This is a genomic window from Streptomyces sp. NPDC051561 (assembly GCF_044454195.1).
In the GTDB taxonomy this organism is placed as follows: domain Bacteria; phylum Actinomycetota; class Actinomycetes; order Streptomycetales; family Streptomycetaceae; genus Streptomyces.
The window spans coordinates 133,100-150,569 of sequence record NZ_JBITDM010000016.1 but is presented as its reverse complement, the minus strand read 5'-3'; the positions used below and the strand labels follow the sequence as shown (position 1 = coordinate 150,569).

Here is a 17,470-nt window from a genome sequence, read left to right as displayed (position 1 = left end):
TCCCCGGAGGACCTACCGCTCCGTCGCCCGCAGCTTCCGCCAGACCGCCTTCGCCGCGTTGTGCCCCGACATTCCGTGCACGCCCGGTCCCGGCGGGGTGGCCGACGAGCACAGGAAGACCGCTGGGTGCGAGGTGCCGTACGGGAAGAGCGACGGTTTGGGACGGAGCAGCACCTGGAGGCCGGAGAACGCGCCGCAGGCGATGTCGCCGCCGATGTAGTTCGCGTTACGGGCGAACAGCTCGGCCGGGCCCGCCGCTGCGCGGGCCAGCACCCGGTCCCGGAAGCCAGGGGCGAACCGCTCGATCTGCCGCTCGATCGCGTCGGTGAGGTCGCCGTCCCAGGCGTGCGGGACATGCCCGTACGCCCAGAAGACCTGCTTGCCCTCGGGTGCGCGGGACGGGTCGACCAGGCTCGGCTGGGCGGTGATCAGGAAGGGGGCCTCGGGGGCGGTCCCGTTGGCTGCCTGGTGCAGCGCCTTGCCGATCTCGCCCTTGGTCGGGCCGACCTGGACCGTACCGGCCCGGCGGGCCTCCTCGGCGGTCCACGGAACCGGCCCGTCAAGTGCGTAGTCGATCTTGAAGACGGCGGCGCCGTAGCGGTACCCCTCGTACGCGTTCCCCAGGCCCGCGATGCGGGCCAGGGCCGTCGGCGAGGTGTCGAAGATGTACGCCCGGGCAGGCGGCAGGTCGTCGAGGCGCTTCACCTCGTAACCCGTGTGGACCACCCCGCCCAGGTCCCGCAGATAGCCGGTCAGCGCATCCGGGATCGCCTGCGAGCCGCCGCGCGGCAGCGGCCACCCGTTCTCGTGCGCGGCCAGCGCGAACAGCATCCCGATCGCACCCGTCGCGAACCCGCTCAGCGGTGCGATCACATGCGCCACCAGGCCCGCGAACAGGGCCTTCGCCTTCTCGTCCCGGAAACGCCGCATCAGCCAGGTCGACGGCGGCAGCCCGGCCGCCCCGAACCTGGCCAGCTTCACCGGATGACGCGGCAGCGCCGTCAGCGGCAGCGACATGAAGTCCTGGGCGAGGGTGTCCCACTTCCCCAGGTACGGGGCGAGGAGCCGCCGGTAGGCGCCCGCGTCCCGTGCACCGAACGACGCCGCGGTCTCCGCCACCGACCGCGACAGCACCGCCGCCGTCCCGTCGTCCCAGGGGTGCGCCATCGGCAGCTCCGGGTGCAGCCACTCCAGCCCGTACCGCTCCAGCGGCATCGCGTTGAACGCGGGCGAACCGATCCCCAGCGGATGCACCGCCGAACAGGGGTCGTGCCGGAACCCGGGCAGCGTCAGCTCCTCGGTGCGCGCCCCGCCGCCCACGGTGTCCTTCGCCTCGAAGACCTCCACCGACAAACCGCGGCGGGCCAGCTCGACGGCCGCGGTCAGTCCGTTGGGGCCCGCCCCCACGACCACTACATCCAGCATCGGCGACACCTTGGACTCCTCACGCCACATCCCTCAAGGGCCCCCAGGGTATTCCCGTGCACCGGCAAACCCTGCGGCGGTATGGTCCCGCTGCGTGAACCACGAGACCGAATCCGCCGAAGAGTCCGCCCACGAGTCCGCCCACGAGTCAGCCGACAAGTCGGCCACCGTCGCCGCCATGGCCGAACGCCTCACCGCCGTCCGAGGCGTCCGGGCCGTCGCTCTCGGCGGCAGCCGCGCCCGGGGCACCCACCGCCCAGACTCCGACTGGGACCTGGGCCTCTACTACCGTGGCGACGTGGACGTGCCCCAACTGGCCGCTTTGGCCGCCGAGTTCACCGGCGCGCCGGTGGAGGTGGCGGGGCCGGGGGGATGGGGGCCCTGGGTGAACGGCGGCGCCTGGCTCTTCGTCGACGGCGTCCAGATCGACTGGATCCTCCGCGACCTCGACCGTGTGGCCCGCGTCTGGGCCGACTGCCGCGAAGGCCGCTACGAGGTCGGCACGCAGGCGGGACATCCCCTCGGCTTCTGGTCCCCGGCCTATCCGGGCGAGGTCGCCCTCTGCCGCGTACTGGGCGACCCCCAGGGCGAGTTGACCGCGCTGCGCGCCGAGACCGGTAAGTATCCGGACGCTCTGCGGGATGCCTTGAAGGACGCCGCCTGGGAGTCCGGCTTCTCGGTGGCGGGCGCCCGCAAGTCGGCGGGCGGCGGCGACGTACTGCATGTGTCGCTCTGTCTGTCGCGGGCGTTCGGGGTGCTTGCCCAGGCGATGCTGGGACATGCCGGCGTGTGGTGCGTAAACGAGAAGGGAGCGCTGGCGGCCGCCGCTCAACTCCCCAGCGCACCGGCCGACTTCACCGAGCGAGTGACGGCTGCACTGCGAGGACTGGACGCGGAGGCGGTGGACCTGGCGGCGGCGCTGGTGGCGGAGGTACGGGAGCGGCTGGCGGGCTGACGACTGACTGCGGGCGCCTTGCCGGCGAGCATGGTGGCCACCCCGTCCCCGGCCGTTCGATGAGCGGGGGCCGGGGAGCCGCCTCTGCCCCGGGCGGGACGGGCGGTTCCTTCTGGGCCCGGGTCTCACGGCTTTGGGCCTGGGTCACACGGCTTGGCGCAGTTGGAGGCGGTCGTCGGCCAGGAGGATGGCGTGGTGCAGGTCGTAGAGGGCGTCGCACGGGTCCAGACCCAGTTCCTCGCGCAGGGTGAATCGGGCCGACTGGTAGGTGCGCAGGGCCTCGGCCCGGCGGTCGCTGCGGTAGAGGGCGATCATGAGCTGGCGGTAGAAGGCCTCGTGCAGGGGGTAGCGGGCGGTCAGGGACTGGAGGGTGCTGACGGATTCGCGGTGGCGGCCCAGGGAGAGGCTGGACTCGATGAGCATCTCCTGGCATTCCAGGCGGACCTCCTCCAGCCAGGTCACGAAGTTCCGGGTGATGCTGCCGCCCTGGAGGCGGTCCAGTTCCTCGCCGTGCAGGAGCTTCAGTGCGGCGCCCAGGGTGAGTGTGGCTTCCTCGTGGCGCTGGGCCCTCGCGTGGGTGCGGCCCTGCTGGAGGTGGCGGCGGAAGACGTTGACGTCCAGGTCGCCGTAGGGGACCCGGATGAGGTAGCCGGGGGGTTGCGTGATGATGCGTTCCTCCGGTTCCTCCATGCCCGCGAGGAACTTGCGCAGCTGTGACACGTACACGTGGAGGGCCGCGCGGGCCCGGCGCGGCGGGTCCTCGCCCCATATCTCGTACATCAACTGCTCCGCCGAGACGACTTCGTTGGGGCGTATGAGCAGGGCCGTCAGGAGCGTGCGGACCTTCTGCGCGCTGGGTGTGCGGTGAGCGCCTCCGTCGACGACGCGAAGAATTCCCAGAATCTCGAACTTCACTGGTCCCCCCCAGTAGTACTGAATGACGGCGGGCACATCGTTGGGTCCGCACTCGGCTCTGGCTTGAGCTTGACAATCCCGGTGGGCGCTCCGCATCAGGGAAATCACGTACTCGGGTGGCGGTGGCGTCGCCCGAAGTCACGTACGTGAGGGGTGATCCGGACATCCTTTGACGTGAACTGCCTGGTAGATGGACTGAACTACTTAGTTCTGCATGATGGACCGATCAGTAAAGTTTGATCGGTCACATGCGGCCGATCGGTATGCGCCAGGAGGTATGTATGGACATAGGTATCGCCTATTTGGGAGCTTCGTCCTCATCCGGCAGGGCCGAGCTGATCTCCACGTACGACGACTTCTTCAGTGAGGTCCAGTGGGCGGAGGGCCGGGGCTTCTCCGGCATCTGGATCACGGAGCACCACTTCTCCACGTACAGCGCCAGTTCCTCCCCTCTCCTGCTGCTCGCCAGAGCGGCCATGCTCGCGCCGAGCATGCGCGTCGGCACCTCGGTGCTGGTGCTGCCGCTCTGGGACCCCGCGCGGCTGGTGGCCGACGTCTCCACCCTCGATGTGCTCACCGGTGGCCGGTTCGACCTCGGTATCGGGCGGGGTTACCAGCCGCACGAGTTCCTCGGCTGGGGCCGCGACGTGGCCGAGAGCCGTCACAGGTTCGAGGAGTCGGTCGAACTCGTGCTGAGGCTGTTCAGGGAGGAGGACGTCACGTTCTTGGGGGATCACCACCGGGTGGCCGCGCCTGTGACCGTCCTGCCGCGGCCGGTGCAGTCACCGCACCCGCCGATCTGGATGGCCGCGGTGAGTGCCGAGTCCGTCGGTTACGCCGCCCGGCACGGTTTCCATCTGCTCACCCCGGCGGCCCAGACCGTCGACCAACTCGCCACGCAGTCACGGCGGATGGCCACCGCCCTGCGCGAGTGCGGGCGCGAGCCGGGTGACCACCGGGTCTCCACCACGCGGTACGTGTACTGCGGCACCGACGTGCGCGGTCGCGACACCGCCCGTCGCGAGGCCGCCAGGCAGTTGCAGTTCTCCTCCTTGCTGGCCGGCGGCGGAATTCCGTACGGCGGCAACCACCCCGTGGTCGGCGAAGTGGACCCGGTACTCGTCGAGAAGGCGGACGAACTGGTCCTCGCAGGCGGGCCCGACGCCGTACTCGAACAACTGGAACAGCTCGCGGGTGCCGGTGTCACCCAGGTCATCGCGGGCTTCAGGTACGGCGAAATGCCGCGCGAACTCGCCCGTGAATCAATGGAGTTGTTCGCCGCGCGCGTCCTTCCCTACACCAAGGACATCCAGGCCGAGGGGCCCCGCCAGGGCGTCGTGGGGGGCTCCGTAGCTGCGCCTTCAGAGGTGCTTTGAGGACATGTTCAAAGTGCGCCAACCGGTGGCACCGCCGACGTGACCGCGATTCCTCCTGGAGGAGCACATGGTGAACGCCCTGACCGCCCAGCCCAAGTTCGACCTCGACCTCGACCTGGAGGCCAAGTCCTTCACCGGCACCGGCACCTCCTGTCCGGTGACCTCCTGGCACTGCTGAGTCCCAGGCCCCTGCCGGGCCGCGGCACGCCTCGCGCGTGACCGCGGCCCAGCAACGGGGGCGTCGGCCGAGGGGCCGACCAGCGGGCAGGTGACGGACGGGCCGGCGAACATGCGGGCGAACATGCGGGACGACGTCGACTTCACGGCGGGGCGGGCGTCCTCGTCGTCCTGACGCGTCCGGTGCGGGTCGGCGGCGGCACGGTGCCGGGCTGGTGGTGCGCGCCGGACCGGTACGTGGTGCCCCGTGACCGGGTGGCCTCTCCGCGAGGCGACCTCAACCTCGGTGCCGCGCACGGCATTTGCGTCCCGCTCGTGCTCCTTGCCCTCCTTGGCTACGCCCGTCGCGCGCGGCGCGGGACGGGTGGCTTCGGGCGGCGTGGCGGAGCGTAGTGGGCCGGCGACCGGCTGGGACGCCGCGTTCCTGGCGGGCTGACCTGGCGCCGGGCCAGAATCAGGGCCCCGCCACACCCGGTGAGGGACGCCTACTCCTCAGAACTCCGCCCCCGCCGTCCCCCACACCCCGCCCAGCACACCGCAGACCTCGCCCACCGTCGCGCCCGCCGCGAGTGCCGACCGCATCGGGTAGAGGACGTTCGCCTCCCCGGCCGCCGCCGTCCCGACTTCGGCGAAGCACTGTTCCAGCCGGTGCTGGTCGCGCCACGCGCGGAGTTTGGCGAGGCGTTCGGCCTGGCGTAACTCCAGGGCGGCGTTCGGGGGCAGGACGGCGCCCACCGAGGCGCTCGACTCCTCGATCCGCGCCGCCAGTTCACGTACGGCCGCATCGAAGCTGTCCGCCGGTCGCTCCGGTGTGGAGCGGCCGGCCAGGTGGAAGCGCGGCATCAGGGGTTCCGTGTCCGTCGCGCCGAACTCCTCGCGCATCGCCCGGGCCCAGATGCGGCGCGCCGCCAGCACCTTCACGTCCGTGACAGCCCGCGTGCGGTGCGCGGCGTAGGAGAGCGTGAGGCGGGGCGCCACGTAGGCCACCTCCAACCCCGCCGAACGTGCCGCCCGTACGCAGGCGAGCCCGTGCGCCAGGGAGAGCGCGACCTCCTGCACCGGCGTGGCACCCGCCTCCGCAAGCCGCCCGCCCAGCACCGCGAGGGTCTCCCAACGTGGGACCTCCGCCCGGCAGTAGGCGAAGGTGTCGGTCATCAGCCGCAGTGTGGCCGCGGGCGGGAAGAGGGCCGTGCCGGACGGCGCGAGGGGCCCGCCCAGGACGTCGTGGCGCAGACTGCCGGTCAGCGCTCCCGCCCCGAACCCCTGCTCCTCCGCCACCAGTTGGCAGAGGAGCAGGAGCACGGCAGCCGGTGCGTCGGCCTCCAGCGAGAGGTGCACCCGGTCCAGCGGGATACCGCCCAGCAGCACCCGTACGTCGTCGATCGAGTCGACGGCCACGCCACCGTGCCCGATCTCCCCCCGGGCACCCGGCGTGTCGGAGTCCCGGCCCGTCCCGGTCGGCAGGTCGAACGGGACGGACAGGGCCCGCACACCCTCCGCGAGCAACCGCTTGAAGTGGACGTTGGCGGCACCGGCGTCCCCGCACCCCAGGACACCTGCGTCCCCGCACCCCCCGGTACCGGGCACGCGGAGCGCTGCCCCCGTCGGCGTACGGACACTCTCGGCCAGGGGCCACTTGGGTGCGGATTCCGCTTGGGGCACGGACGGGTCTCCTTCAGCGTGTCGGGTCGACGGGCAGGGCGCTCCGGCGACCGGGGCGCTCCCGTCTCCGTCCCCATGCGCGCATCGCGGGCTTCTCGACCAGGGAGTACAGCGCCCAGCTGAGCGCGAGGGAGACCAGGAAGCTGCCGAGGCTCACCGCCAGCATCCCGGGCACCGACCACGTCGTTCTGGCCGCCGGGTCGGCGGACGCCATGTGCAGTGGCCCGTAGGCGACCACCAGGAAATGCACGAGATAGAAGGCGAACGACACCTCGCCGAGCCACCCCATGGTCCGGCCGGAGAAGAGCGTGGGGCTGTGCGCGGCGTCCCGGCACGCGGCCGCGGCGATGACCAGCACGATCGGCACGGCCGTCGGCGCCACCAGGCCGAACGCGCCCGGCAGCAGTGCCATCAGCAGGTAGCCGGGAACCAGGAGCAGCAGGGCGGTGCCCAGCCGCGGCCCTTTCCAGCGTCCGCTCAGCACGATGCGGGCGGCGACGATCCCCAGGACGAAGTCGAGCACCCGGGTGCCGGGGAAGAAGTACGTGAACCAGTAGTGCCACCAGCGCACCGGCTGGAACGGGGACGACGGTTCGGCGGGCAGCAGCCGGGCCGCCAGCGGCACCAGCCACATCGCGGTGGCCACCAGGCCCGCCGCCGCCCACAGCCACCGTCCGGGGATGCGCCGCACCAGCCGCAGCAGCCAGGGGAACAGCAGGTAGAAGACCAGCTCGCAGGCGAGCGACCAGGTCGAGCCGTTGGTGCCGCCGACGATCGCCATCTGCGGGAATCATCCGTGCACCAGGAACAGGCTCGGCAGCAGTTGCCCCGCCGTCACCTGCTGACCCACGTTCAGCATGAGCAGCAGTCCGGCCAGCCAGGCGACGACGTTGTTCGGGTAGATCTTCATCAGGCGGCGCCGCCAGAACGGCAGCAGCCGCTCGCCCGGCCTGGCCGACCAGGTCAGTACGAAGCCACTCAGCGTGAAGAAGAAGCCCACTCCGAGGAACCCGGCCCGGCCCAGCCATTGCGCCAGCTCGTCGTTGGCACCCTCGTCGGCGAACGGCCGGGAAACCGCCACATGTGTGGTGAACACCAGGAACGCCGCACCGAAGCGCATGCCCGTGAGGGAGGGCAGCCGCGTGGCGGAACGAGCCTCGGCCGCCCGTTCCGCCGGTGCGCGGCCCACCGCACCCTCAGGCGGACTGCTGGGCACGTACGGGGGGTTCGAGGCGGCCGTTCGCGGTCTCGGGGTTGACGGAGGGGCCGACGAAGGAGCCGAGCAGCGACAGCGCGGCGTCGATCTCCTCGGGCCCGGTGAGCCCGTGCCCGCCGGGGATCTCCCGGAGTACCAGGTGCGTGCGGTAGAGGCTGTGCGGGGCGTCCGGGGTCGGCTGGAAGGAGCGCAGCCCGATCATGGAGCCGTACCTGCCGCTTGAACCCAGGATGGGGAAGCGCTGCCACGCACCGCCGAGGATGGCGGTCCCGTCGACCCAGCCCGCGGTCCGCGCCGTCCCGTCGGGGAAGGTCAGCTGCTCGCGGTAGTACATCATCAGGTGCGCGTCGGACGAACGCTGGTACAGGATGCGTCCGGTGCCCTGGAGGGTGCCGATCTCCACACCGGAGGAGTCCACGAAGCGGCTGTCGTACGTGTCCCAGTCGCCGGGCCCGTGCACGGGCGGGTTGGCGAAACGGTAGTCCAGCGACACGTGCTCGGTGAGGTCCTCCCACAGGGCGGTGTCGCGTCCCTCGGCGGACGCCCCGCCGCGCGCGGCGGCCCCTGCCAGGTCGAGGAACTCGGGGACCAGGGCCGCGATGGCCGGGCTGTGGGCGGGCAGCGTGAAGCGTTCGTTCATGGCGTTCTGCTCTCTGTGAGGCTGTGAGGCTGTGAGGCTGTGAGGTTCGGGGGAACTGCCAGGTGGGTCTACGTGTGCTGAGGGGCTCGCCGGCGACGCCGGTGGTCCTGGAACAGGGCTTCGTCGGTCTCCACCGGCGCGGTCACCGCCGCGGTCACCACCGTGAGTAGCAGGCCGCCGCGGGTGGTCCAGCGCCCGGTGAATCCGGTGACCCGCTCGCGCTCGTTCAACAACGGCCCCCGCACGTGCAGCATGACGCGGAACGAGCCGTCGGCGCCGATGTCCGCGTCCGCCTCGATGAAGTCGAGCCGACGCCTGCCGAGCGGGAACCACGCCTTGTAGGCGCTCTCCTTGGCGCTGAAGAGCAGCCGGCCCCACGGGGCGCGGCCCGGTGCGGAGCGGTCCAGGGCGCGCAGCCGGGCGAGTTCGGCGGGGAGGGTGATCGCCTCCAGTACGCCCGGCGGCAGCGGCAGGTCCGGTTCGGCGTCGATGCCCAGCACCGGTACGTCCCCGGTCCGCGCCACGACGGCACCCCGGTAGCCGGTGCAGTGCGTGATGCTGCCGAGGACCCCTGTGGGCCAGCGCGGTTCTCCGAGTTCCCCGGCCGGGATGGGATCGGCGGGCAGTCCCGCGCGGACCAGGGCCCGTCGTGCGGTCACCCGCCCCGCGGTGAACTCACGCCGCCGACCGGGAGTCGCATGTGCCACCAACACCCTTTCCGCCAGTGGTAGTTGCGTCTCCGCGTCACGGTCGTCGAAGGTCTCGGCGGCGTACACGCCCGGCGGCAGCAGATCCTCGATCATCGGACCAGTACCTTTCGCAGCGGATCGGCGGGCAGTCCCCGGCGGCGCCACTCGCGCGGATAGCCGATCGACACCTCCGTGAACACCACCCCGTCCTCCTCGGTGACCCTGGGGATGTGCAGATGTCCGTAGACCACCGACGCCGCCCGGTACTTGAGGTGCCAGTCGACGGTGCGTTCGGTGCCGCACCACAGGGAGAACTCCGGGTAGTGCAGGGGCCGCAGCGGCAGCCGCGTCAGCGGGAAGTGGTTGACGAGCACGGTCGGCAGCGCGGGGTCGCACTCGGCGAGACGGCGTTCGGTGTACGCCACGCGCTGCTCGCACCACGCCTGCCGGGACGGGTACGGGTCGGGGTGCAGGAAGTGCTCGTCGGAACAGACCACGCCCGCTTCCCTGGCCAGCGCCAGCGCCTCGTCCGCACTGGTGGCGACGGCGGTGTCGCCGCCGCGGAACGTGTAGTCGTAGAGCACGAACAGCGGCGCCACCGTCACGGGGCCGCCGACGCCCGTGAACACCGGATAGGGGTCTTCGGGCGTCAGGACGCCGAGCGAGCGGCACAGCTCGACGAGCCGCAGGTAGCGCTGCTCGCCGCGGAGCTGGACCGGGTCCTGCGGGTGTGTCCACAGCTCGTGGTTGCCGGGCGTCCAGACGACCTGGGCGAAGGCCCCGGCGAGCTGCCGCAGGGTGCGTTCCACGTCCGCGAACAGTTCGCCGACGTCACCTGCGACGATGAGCCAGTCCTCGTTCGAGCCGGGGCGCAGCTTGTCGACGACGTCCCGGTTCTCGGCGTACGCGACGTGCAGATCGCTCACGGCGAGCAGTTCGCCCCGCGCCCCGCTCACGACGGGCTCCCCGTGCCGGCCAGGTGGGTGCCGCCCGGGACGGACGCGTCCAGCGGGCGCGGGAGTGCGGTCAGCAGCGCCTGGGTGTACGGGTGGGAGGGCGCGCGGAACACGTCCGCGACGGTGCCGCTCTCCACGACCTCGCCGCCCCGCATCACCAGCACCCGGTCGCAGATCCGCCGGACCACTCCCAGGTCGTGCGAGATGAACAGCAGGGCCACGCCCAGGCGTTGCCTGAGGTCGTCGAAGAGGTCGAGGATCTGTTCCTGGACCGAGACGTCGAGCGCCGAGACGGGCTCGTCGCACACGATGACCTCGGGTTCGGGGGCCAGGGCGCGGGCGATGGCCACGCGCTGGCGCTGGCCGCCGGAGAGTTGTCGGGGCCGTCTCTCCAGCATCTCCGGCCCGAGGCCGACCAGTTCCAGCAGTTCCACGAGGCGGTCGTGGTGGGCCTGCTGAACGCGCCTGCCGTGCGCGCCCAGCGCCTCGCCGATGATCCGGCCGACCTGGTAGCGCGGGTCGAAGGAGCCGAGCGGGTCCTGCTGGACGAGCTGGATGCGCCGCCGTACGGGCCTGCGCTCGCGCTCAGGCAGTGCCGACCAGGGGCGGCCCAGCAACTGGATCTCGCCCTCGTCCGGCGCCAGCAGTCCCATCACCATGTGGGCGGTGGTCGTCTTGCCCGACCCGGACTCGCCGACGATCCCGAGGGCCTCGCCCGCGTGCAGCCGGAAGGACACGCCGTCGACGGCGGGCCTGTGCAGCCCGTCGGGAGCCCGGAAGGACTTCCCGACGCCGCCGACCTCGATGACCGGCTGCGCGGCCTTTGCCGGCTTCCCCGACGTCCCAGGCTCCCCGGGCGTCCCTGCCGCCCCGGCACCGCCGGCGTCCGCGCCCTCGCGGCCCGTGCTCGCGCGCGGACCGTTCGAAGTGCGGCTCGCCGCCGCCAGCAGCCGCCGGGTGTACGGGTGGGAGGGGGCCGACAGGACCTGGGAGGCGGTGCCCTGCTCGACGATCTCGCCGTCGTGCATCACCGCGATGCGGTCCGCCAGCCGCGCCACCACCGCCAGGTCGTGGCTGATCAGCAGGATGCCGGTGCCCGCCTCCTTCCGCGCGGCCAGCAGCGTGAGGATCTCCGCCTGCACCGTGACGTCCAGGGCGGTCGTGGGCTCGTCCGCGATCAGCAGGGGCGGGGCCGCCGCCAGCGCCGTCGCGATGAGCGCGCGCTGCCGCAGCCCGCCCGACAGCTGGTGCGGGAACTGCCGTGCCCGCAGGGCGGGTTCCGGGATCCGGGCGTCCGCCAGCAGGGACACGGCGCGCCCGGTCAGCTCGCCGCGCGGCACCACCCTGTGATTGCGCAGCGCCTCGGCGACCTCCGCCCCGACGGTTCGCAGCGGGTCGAGCGAGGTGAGCGCGTCCTGCAGGACGAGTCCGATGCGCCGGCCGCGTATCCGGCGCCACTGGCGGCCCCGTACGGACAGCAGGTCGAGGTCCGGCGTGTGCAGACTCATCCGGTCCGCCCGCACCCGGGCCCCGGGGCCCGCGAGCCCCATCAGGGAGCGGGCGGTGACGCTCTTGCCCGACCCGGACTCGCCGACCACCGCGAGGCACTCGCCCGAGTCAACGGTCAGGCTCACCCCCCGGACAGCGTCGGTGCGGCCCTGCCGGCCCTGGAAGGAGACCTCCAGGCCGGACAGGGTGAGCAGCCGCCCGGCTTCAGCGTTCCCCATCGGGAATCCTTCCTTCGAAACGGCGCCGGAGGCGGCTGCCGACGACGTTGATGGCCACGACCGTGGCGGTGACGGCGAGGCCCGGGAACACTCCGAGGCCCCAGGAGAGGTCCACGTAGTCGCGGCCCTCGGAGAGCATCGCGCCCCATTCGGAGGCGGGCGCCTGCGGGCCGAGCCCCAGGAAGCTGAGGGAGGACCCGGAGATGATCGCCGAACCGGTGTGCACGGTGGCGAACACCAGAACCGGCGGCAGCGAGTTGGGCATGACGTGACGCAGGAACACCGAGGACCCGGAGGTGCCCAGCACCCGGGCGGCCTGTACGTAGCCGGACTCGCGCACCACGAGCGCCTGGCCCCGCACCAGCCGGGCGAAGGCGGGCGCGGCGGCGGCGCCGATGGCGATCATCGCGTTGGTGGTGCCGGGGCCCAGCACCGCCACCACGAGCAGCGCCAGCAGCAGCCCGGGGAAGGCCATGAGGATGTCGGTGAGGCGCATGACCACCTCGTCGACCACCCGGCCGCCGGCCGCGGCGACCAGCCCCAGCGCGGTGCCCGCCACCACCGAGATGAGTACCGAACCCAGGCCCAGCACCAGGGTGAGCCGGGTGCCGTGCACCATGCGGCTCAGGACGTCCCGGCCCAACTGGTCGGTGCCCAGCAGGTGGGTGCCGCTCGGGCCCTGGAGCGCGGCGACCGGATCCACCCGGTCCGGGGGGTACGTGGCGAGCAGGCCGGGCCACAGCGCGGCGACGGCGACCACGGCCAGTACCAGCACCGCGAGCGCGGTGCCCGCACCGGGCAGGCGGCGGAAGGGCGGGTGCTCCCGCACCACGGGCCCGCGCGCGGCGGCGGCCCGGACGGGGGGTTCTTCCAGGGTGGTCATCGAAGGCTCCCTTCCGCGGAGTCGTGCGGGACGTGCAGCCGGCCGCGCACGAACACCGCGTGCGGCCTGCGCAGGGTGTGCAGCGAGGTGCGCGGGTCGCCGTCGACGACCACGAGGTCGGCATCCAGCCCGGGGGTGATCCGGCCGGTGCGCTCCGCCAGGCCCAGCGCGTGCGCGGCGCCGGTCGTCGCGCACTCCAGCACCTCCGCCGTGGACAGCCCCGCCTCGGCGAACCAGTCGAGCCCTTCGGCGAAGCGGCCGAAACCCGAACCCGGCATCCCGGCGTCCGTCCCGGCGATCACCCGCACCCCGTGCCGGTGCAGCAGCTCGATCTGGTCGAGCACCCGGCGCACCAACTCCTCACCCAGGTCGGGGAGTTTGTCGCGCAGTCCGCCGCTGAGCGTGGGACACACCGCGATGTCCCGCTCCGCGAGCCGGTCGGCGAGCCTGCGGGCCGCGTCCCGGTCGGTGGCCACTCCGGCGCCGGTGCTGAACGAACAGTGCTCCAGCGTGTCGAAGCCCGCGGCGACGGCGTCCTCAATGCCCGCTGTGCCGTGCACATGGGCCGCCGCGCGCCTGCCGAACCGGTGGGCCTCCTCGACCGCGGCGGTGAGCTCGGGCAGCCCGTACTGGCTGCGCCACGGCGGCGGGCCGCCCGGCGTGAACGTACCGCCGGTCACCATGACCTTGACCCAGTCGGTGCCGGCCCGCAGCCGGACGCGGGCGGCGCGCCGCACCTCGTCCGCACCGTCTGCCTCGCCGCCCAGGAACCAGCAGTGGCCCCCGGTGACGGTGAGCGGTGGCCCGGCCGTCAGAACGCGGGGCCCGGCCAGCGTGCCGTCCGCGACGGCGTCACGCAGCGCCAGCGACAGATAGCCGCGGTCGCCGAGGTCGCGCACGGTGGTGACACCGGCGTCCAGGAGGGTGCGGGCACGTCCCGCCATGGCCAGCAGTACGGCTTGGTCGTCCGCCGCCCGCAGCGCGGCGACCGGCTGCGCCGACGCGTCGAAGACGAGGTGGGCGTGGGAGTCGACGAAGCCGGGCAGCAGGGTGCGGGAGGCGAAGTCGAGGACCGGCGTACGGGCGTCAGCCCTGGCCAGGACCTCCTCACGGGGGCCGGCGTCGGCGATCAGCCCGTCCCGTACGACGACGGCGGCATCGCGGACCGCTTCGCCGCGCGGCCCCGGCAGCAGCAGGGCGGCCAGCAGGATGCGGTCGGTGGAGGGGGGCGGCGTCATGCGCGTATCTCCCGCAGTCGGGGGTCGACGACCCGGTACAGCCCGTCGACGACGAGGCTGATCAGTGCGAACGAGGCGGCCGACACGACCACGATCCCGGTGACGACCGGCAGGTCCCGGCTGATGATCGCGGTGGCGAGCACCCGGCCGAGGCCGGGGCGGGAGAACACCGTCTCGATGACGACGGCACCGCCGAGCAGCGCGCCCAGGGTCCAGCCCGACAGGGTGACCAGCGGCACCAGTCCGTGCCGCAGCGCGTGCCGGAACCGCAGCCCCGGCAGACCGGTGCCGCGCGCGCGGGCGCTGAGTGCGAAGGGTTCCTCCAGGGACCGTTCCATGGCCTCGCGCAGCACCTGGGAGAACGTGCCGACCATGCTGAGCGCCAGCGTCACCGCGGGCAGCACCAGGCCCGAGAGGCCGTCGCCGCCCGCCGCCGGGAAGATCCGCAGGTGGAAGGAGAACACGGTGAGCAGCAGCACCCCGACCCAGAAGCCGGGAGCCGAGATGGTGAGCAGCTCGAAGGCGCCCGCGATCCGCCGCGGCACCCGGTGGCCACCCGCGGTGCACCCCGCCAGCAGCACGGCCCCCAGCAGGGCGAGCAGGAACCCGGTGACGGCGAGCACCACCGTCGACCACAGCTGACTGGTGATCAGGGACCAGACGCTCTCCTCCAGTTGGTAGGAGGAGCCCAGGTCCCCGGTGAGCAGCCTGCCGAGGAAGAGACCGTAACGGGCGTACAGCGGATGATCGAAGCCCAGCTCCTCGCGGATCTGCTCGGTGAGGGCGGGAGTGGTCGGAGCGGTGCCCAGCAGGGTGCGCACCGGGTCGCCCGGGGTCAGCTCCATGCCGAGGAAGGCGGCGGTGGCGGCGCCCAGGACGACGAACACCGCGAGCAGTAGTCTGCGGGCCACCCAGAGGGCGGCCGGGCGGCTCCTCATCGGGCCCCCTCCAGGCTCACGTCGTAGAACAGCGGATAGGCGTGCGGTTCGAAACGCAGTCCCCGCACCCGGTCGGTGGTACCGACGAGCGAGACGGGCACGAAGGTCGGCAGCGCCAGCGCGTGGTCGGCGAGCTCCTGCTGGGCGGTGGCGTAGGCGCGGGCCCTGGCCGCCGGGTCGAGACTGGCCAGCCCCTGTGCGAGGGCCTTGTCGAGGGCCGGCTCGCTCAGGTGGAAGACGTTGCCGCCGCCCTTGGCGATCGTCATCGACGTACCGAACCAGTAGCGCAGGATGTCCGGATCGGCGCGTACGAAACCGGCGTTGAACATGTCCAGGCCGCGCCCGGAGTCGGTCATCTGGATGAAGGCGCCCGCGTCCACGCTGGTCCAGCGCAGGTCGATGCCGACCTGCTTGGCCTGTGCCTGCATCCCCTGGGCAAGCGTGCTGATCTTCCCGTGCACCTCCTGGATGTACGGCCAGCGCAGGGCGAGCGGTCTGCCGTCCTTGGTGCGGATGCCGTGGGCGTCGCGGCCGGTCCAGCCCGCCTCGTCGAGCAGCCGCGCGGCCTCCTTCGGGTCGAACGGCCAACTGCCCTCGACGTCCTTGGCGTAGTACGGGGTGGTGGGCGTCAGCACGCTCCAGGAGCGTCGGTAGTGACCGAAGTAGACGGTCCGCACCAGTTGGTCGAGGTCGACGCTGCGCAGCAGGGCCTTGCGCACCCGCTCGTCGGTCAGCGGGCCCGAACGGGTGTTGAGGAAGGCGGTGTTGGCGACCCCGGGCGCCTCGGCCCGCAGCAGCCGCAGCTGGCTCGACGCCTTGAGCGCGCCGATCTTCGCCGGCGGTACGTTGCCGATCGCGTCGACCTGGTCGGTGGCGAGCGCGCCGAAGCGGGCGGTGCCCTCGGTGATGAACCGGATCTCCAGTCCGTCGAGGAGGGCGGGCCCGGAGTGCCGGGCGCCCGGCGGTGCCCACCGGTAGGCGGGGTTGCGCTTCATGGTGAGGTCGCGGTTGCGGGTCCAGCCGGTCAGCTGGAACGGACCGCTGCCCACGGGGGTGCTGCACAGCTTTCCCGCGTTCCGTCGCAGCGAGGAGGGCGACTGGATGCCGAGGTAGGTGGTGCTGAGCGCCTGGAGGAAGGCGGCGTCCGGCCGGGACAGCCGTACCTCCACCGTGTGGTCGTCGACCACGCGCGACGAGGTGTACGCGCTGATCAGCGAGGCCGCGTACTGCGACTTGGTGCGCGGGTCCACGGCGTGGTCGAGGGTGGCCGCGACTGCCTGTGCGGTGAAGGGGGTGCCGTCGTGGAAGACGACTCCCTCGCGCAGGACGAAGGTGTAGGTGCGCCCGTCGGGGGAGAGCCGCCAGCTTCTGGCGAGCCAGGGTGCGAAGCGGCCGTCCGCGGACATCTCGATGAGCGAGTCGAAGAGGTTGCGGCCCACCATGGCGGTCACGTCGAGCGGGCTGACCTGGGGATCGAGGCAGTCGGGCTGCTGGTCGATGCCGAAGGCAAGTACGTTCGCCCGGGACCCGGCCGTTGGGGAGGTGTCGGCGCAACCGGTGAGGCCGGCGGCGAGCGTGAGGGCGAGCAGCGCGGCGCGGAGGGCTCCGCCGGTTCTGCGGCCGCTCCGGGGCCCGGTCACAGTCCCACCATCGCCATGCTGGTCGCGAGGTACCGCTCACCGGCGACGGCGTCGCGCGGCACGGCCCGTACCGCTTCAGCCAGGGTCTCGGCCGGTACGTCGAGCACGGTCGCCGCCGCGTTCTCCGTCAGGTGGGAACGGCGCTTGGTGCCCGGGATGGGGACCACGTCGGGGCCCTGCGCGTGCAGCCAGGCGAGGGCGAGCTGGGCGGGGGTGAGGCCGGCGCCGCGGGCGACGAGCGCCAGCGCGTCGACGAGCGCCAGGTTGCGGGGCAGGTTGGCGTCCTCGAAGCGGGGCTGGGCGATCCGGCGGAAGTCGCGGGCGTCGAGCGCGCCGGTCGAGCGGAGCCGCCCGGTGAGCAGCCCCCGGCCGAGCGGCGCGTAGGCGAGGACCCCGATACCCTCGGCCCGGCACACGGGCAGCACGTCGTCCTCGATGCTCCGGGAGAACAGTGACCACTCCGTCTCGACGGCGGTCAGCGGGTGCACCGCGTGCGCCCGGCGGATCGTCTCGGGGCCCGCTTCGGACAGGCCGATGTGCCGCACCTTGCCCGCCGCGACCAGTTCGGCGAGGGCGCCCACGGACTCCTCGACGGGGACCTCGGGGTCGACCCGGGCCAGCAGATAGAGGTCGATGCGGTCGGTGCCCAGCCGGGTCAGCGACGCGTCGCAGGCGGCCCGCAGGTGTGCCGCGTCACCGCGCACCCCGCGTCCGACCCGCTGGTCGGGGCGTACGACGCCGCCCTTGGTCACGAGTACCGCCCGCTCGCGCCTGCCGCCGGACAGGGCGCGGCCGAGGAGTTCCTCGTTGGCGCCGAGCGCGTAGACGTCCGCGGTGTCCAGCAGGGTGACGCCGAGTTCCAGGGCCCGGTGGACGGTGGCGACGGCTTCGCGCTCGTCGGTGGGCCCGTAGAACTCGCTCATGCCCAGACAGCCGAGGCCCTGCGCGCCGACGGCGAGGGTGCCGAGTGTCTTGCGGGGGATCGGGGTCACGTTGGCCTCCGGGGCAGCGGGCAGGAACGAGCGGCGGGGGA

General features: G+C 72.6%; 14 protein-coding genes and 1 pseudogene. 2 read left to right on the top strand and 13 right to left on the bottom strand.

What is annotated here, in order from left to right:
- Positions 1-12: 12 nt before the first annotated feature.
- Positions 13-1,434, bottom strand: coding sequence for a phytoene desaturase family protein (locus tag ACIA73_RS29380; RefSeq protein ID WP_399441828.1), 1,422 nt, complete (start codon positions 1,432-1,434; stop codon positions 13-15).
- A 169-nt stretch (positions 1,435-1,603) separates the two neighbouring features.
- On the opposite strand from ACIA73_RS29380, the gene ACIA73_RS29375 reads away from it, so the two are divergent.
- On the top strand, positions 1,604-2,380 hold the full coding sequence (locus tag ACIA73_RS29375; RefSeq protein WP_399441878.1) for a nucleotidyltransferase domain-containing protein: 777 nt from the start codon (positions 1,604-1,606) through the stop codon (positions 2,378-2,380).
- Between the two features lie 144 nt (positions 2,381-2,524).
- On the opposite strand, the gene ACIA73_RS29370 is transcribed toward ACIA73_RS29375, so the two are convergent.
- The gene (locus ACIA73_RS29370) at positions 2,525-3,295 is read right to left on the bottom strand and encodes a BTAD domain-containing putative transcriptional regulator (RefSeq protein WP_399441827.1); all 771 of its coding nucleotides are present in this window, start codon (positions 3,293-3,295) and stop codon (positions 2,525-2,527) included.
- A 281-nt stretch (positions 3,296-3,576) separates the two neighbouring features.
- Between ACIA73_RS29370 and ACIA73_RS29365 the strand changes: the two genes are divergently transcribed.
- Positions 3,577-4,671: an LLM class flavin-dependent oxidoreductase gene (locus ACIA73_RS29365; RefSeq protein WP_399441825.1), complete on the top strand. Its 1,095-nt coding sequence runs from the start codon at positions 3,577-3,579 to the stop codon at positions 4,669-4,671.
- Positions 4,672-5,340: 669 nt separating this feature from the next.
- On the opposite strand, the gene ACIA73_RS29360 is transcribed toward ACIA73_RS29365, so the two are convergent.
- The 11 genes and pseudogenes from ACIA73_RS29360 to ACIA73_RS29310 form a co-directional block, all read right to left on the bottom strand.
- A complete protein-coding gene (locus tag ACIA73_RS29360; RefSeq protein WP_399441824.1) occupies positions 5,341-6,510 on the bottom strand; it encodes a methylmalonyl-CoA mutase family protein in 1,170 nt (389 codons plus the stop codon).
- 13 nt (positions 6,511-6,523) lie between these two features.
- A pseudogene (locus tag ACIA73_RS29355) lies at positions 6,524-7,630 on the bottom strand (acyltransferase family protein).
- A 76-nt stretch (positions 7,631-7,706) separates the two neighbouring features.
- On the bottom strand, positions 7,707-8,366 hold the full coding sequence (locus tag ACIA73_RS29350) for a hypothetical protein (RefSeq protein WP_399441822.1): 660 nt from the start codon (positions 8,364-8,366) through the stop codon (positions 7,707-7,709).
- Between the two features lie 68 nt (positions 8,367-8,434).
- Complete coding sequence (locus ACIA73_RS29345) at positions 8,435-9,169, bottom strand: 4'-phosphopantetheinyl transferase (protein WP_399441821.1); 735 nt, start codon at positions 9,167-9,169, stop codon at positions 8,435-8,437.
- On the bottom strand, positions 9,166-10,011 hold the full coding sequence (locus ACIA73_RS29340; RefSeq protein ID WP_399441820.1) for a metallophosphoesterase family protein: 846 nt from the start codon (positions 10,009-10,011) through the stop codon (positions 9,166-9,168). Before ACIA73_RS29340 ends, ACIA73_RS29345 begins: the two co-directional genes overlap by 4 nt.
- Entirely contained in the window at positions 10,008-11,738 is a 1,731-nt protein-coding gene (locus tag ACIA73_RS29335) for a dipeptide ABC transporter ATP-binding protein (protein ID WP_399441819.1), read from the bottom strand. The genes ACIA73_RS29340 and ACIA73_RS29335 overlap by 4 nt, the downstream gene beginning before the upstream one ends.
- Positions 11,725-12,621: an ABC transporter permease gene (locus ACIA73_RS29330; protein ID WP_399441818.1), complete on the bottom strand. Its 897-nt coding sequence runs from the start codon at positions 12,619-12,621 to the stop codon at positions 11,725-11,727. Before ACIA73_RS29330 ends, ACIA73_RS29335 begins: the two co-directional genes overlap by 14 nt.
- Positions 12,618-13,859 (bottom strand): amidohydrolase family protein, encoded by a 1,242-nt coding sequence (locus ACIA73_RS29325; RefSeq protein WP_399441817.1) that lies wholly within the window; start codon positions 13,857-13,859, stop codon positions 12,618-12,620. The genes ACIA73_RS29330 and ACIA73_RS29325 overlap by 4 nt, the downstream gene beginning before the upstream one ends.
- Entirely contained in the window at positions 13,856-14,797 is a 942-nt protein-coding gene (locus ACIA73_RS29320; RefSeq protein WP_399441816.1) for an ABC transporter permease, read from the bottom strand. The genes ACIA73_RS29325 and ACIA73_RS29320 overlap by 4 nt, the downstream gene beginning before the upstream one ends.
- Positions 14,794-16,437, bottom strand: coding sequence for an ABC transporter substrate-binding protein (locus ACIA73_RS29315; RefSeq protein ID WP_399441815.1), 1,644 nt, complete (start codon positions 16,435-16,437; stop codon positions 14,794-14,796). Before ACIA73_RS29315 ends, ACIA73_RS29320 begins: the two co-directional genes overlap by 4 nt.
- Positions 16,434-17,429 (bottom strand): aldo/keto reductase, encoded by a 996-nt coding sequence (locus ACIA73_RS29310; RefSeq protein ID WP_399441814.1) that lies wholly within the window; start codon positions 17,427-17,429, stop codon positions 16,434-16,436. The genes ACIA73_RS29315 and ACIA73_RS29310 overlap by 4 nt, the downstream gene beginning before the upstream one ends.
- Positions 17,430-17,470 lie beyond the last annotated feature (41 nt).

Bases quoted from the DNA above. Each gene is read 5' to 3' on its own strand.
- ACIA73_RS29350 (WP_399441822.1), bottom strand. From the start codon at position 8,366: ATGAACGAACGCTTCACGCTGCCCGCCCACAGCCCGGCCATCGCGGCC.
- ACIA73_RS29365 (WP_399441825.1), top strand. From the start codon at position 3,577: ATGGACATAGGTATCGCCTATTTGGGAGCTTCGTCCTCATCCGGCAGG.
- ACIA73_RS29325 (WP_399441817.1), bottom strand. From the start codon at position 13,859: ATGACGCCGCCCCCCTCCACCGACCGCATCCTGCTGGCCGCCCTGCTG.
- ACIA73_RS29320 (WP_399441816.1), bottom strand. From the start codon at position 14,797: ATGAGGAGCCGCCCGGCCGCCCTCTGGGTGGCCCGCAGACTACTGCTC.
- ACIA73_RS29345 (WP_399441821.1), bottom strand. From the start codon at position 9,169: ATGATCGAGGATCTGCTGCCGCCGGGCGTGTACGCCGCCGAGACCTTC.
- ACIA73_RS29375 (WP_399441878.1), top strand. From the start codon at position 1,604: ATGGCCGAACGCCTCACCGCCGTCCGAGGCGTCCGGGCCGTCGCTCTC.
- ACIA73_RS29330 (WP_399441818.1), bottom strand. From the start codon at position 12,621: ATGACCACCCTGGAAGAACCCCCCGTCCGGGCCGCCGCCGCGCGCGGG.
- ACIA73_RS29335 (WP_399441819.1), bottom strand. From the start codon at position 11,738: ATGGGGAACGCTGAAGCCGGGCGGCTGCTCACCCTGTCCGGCCTGGAG.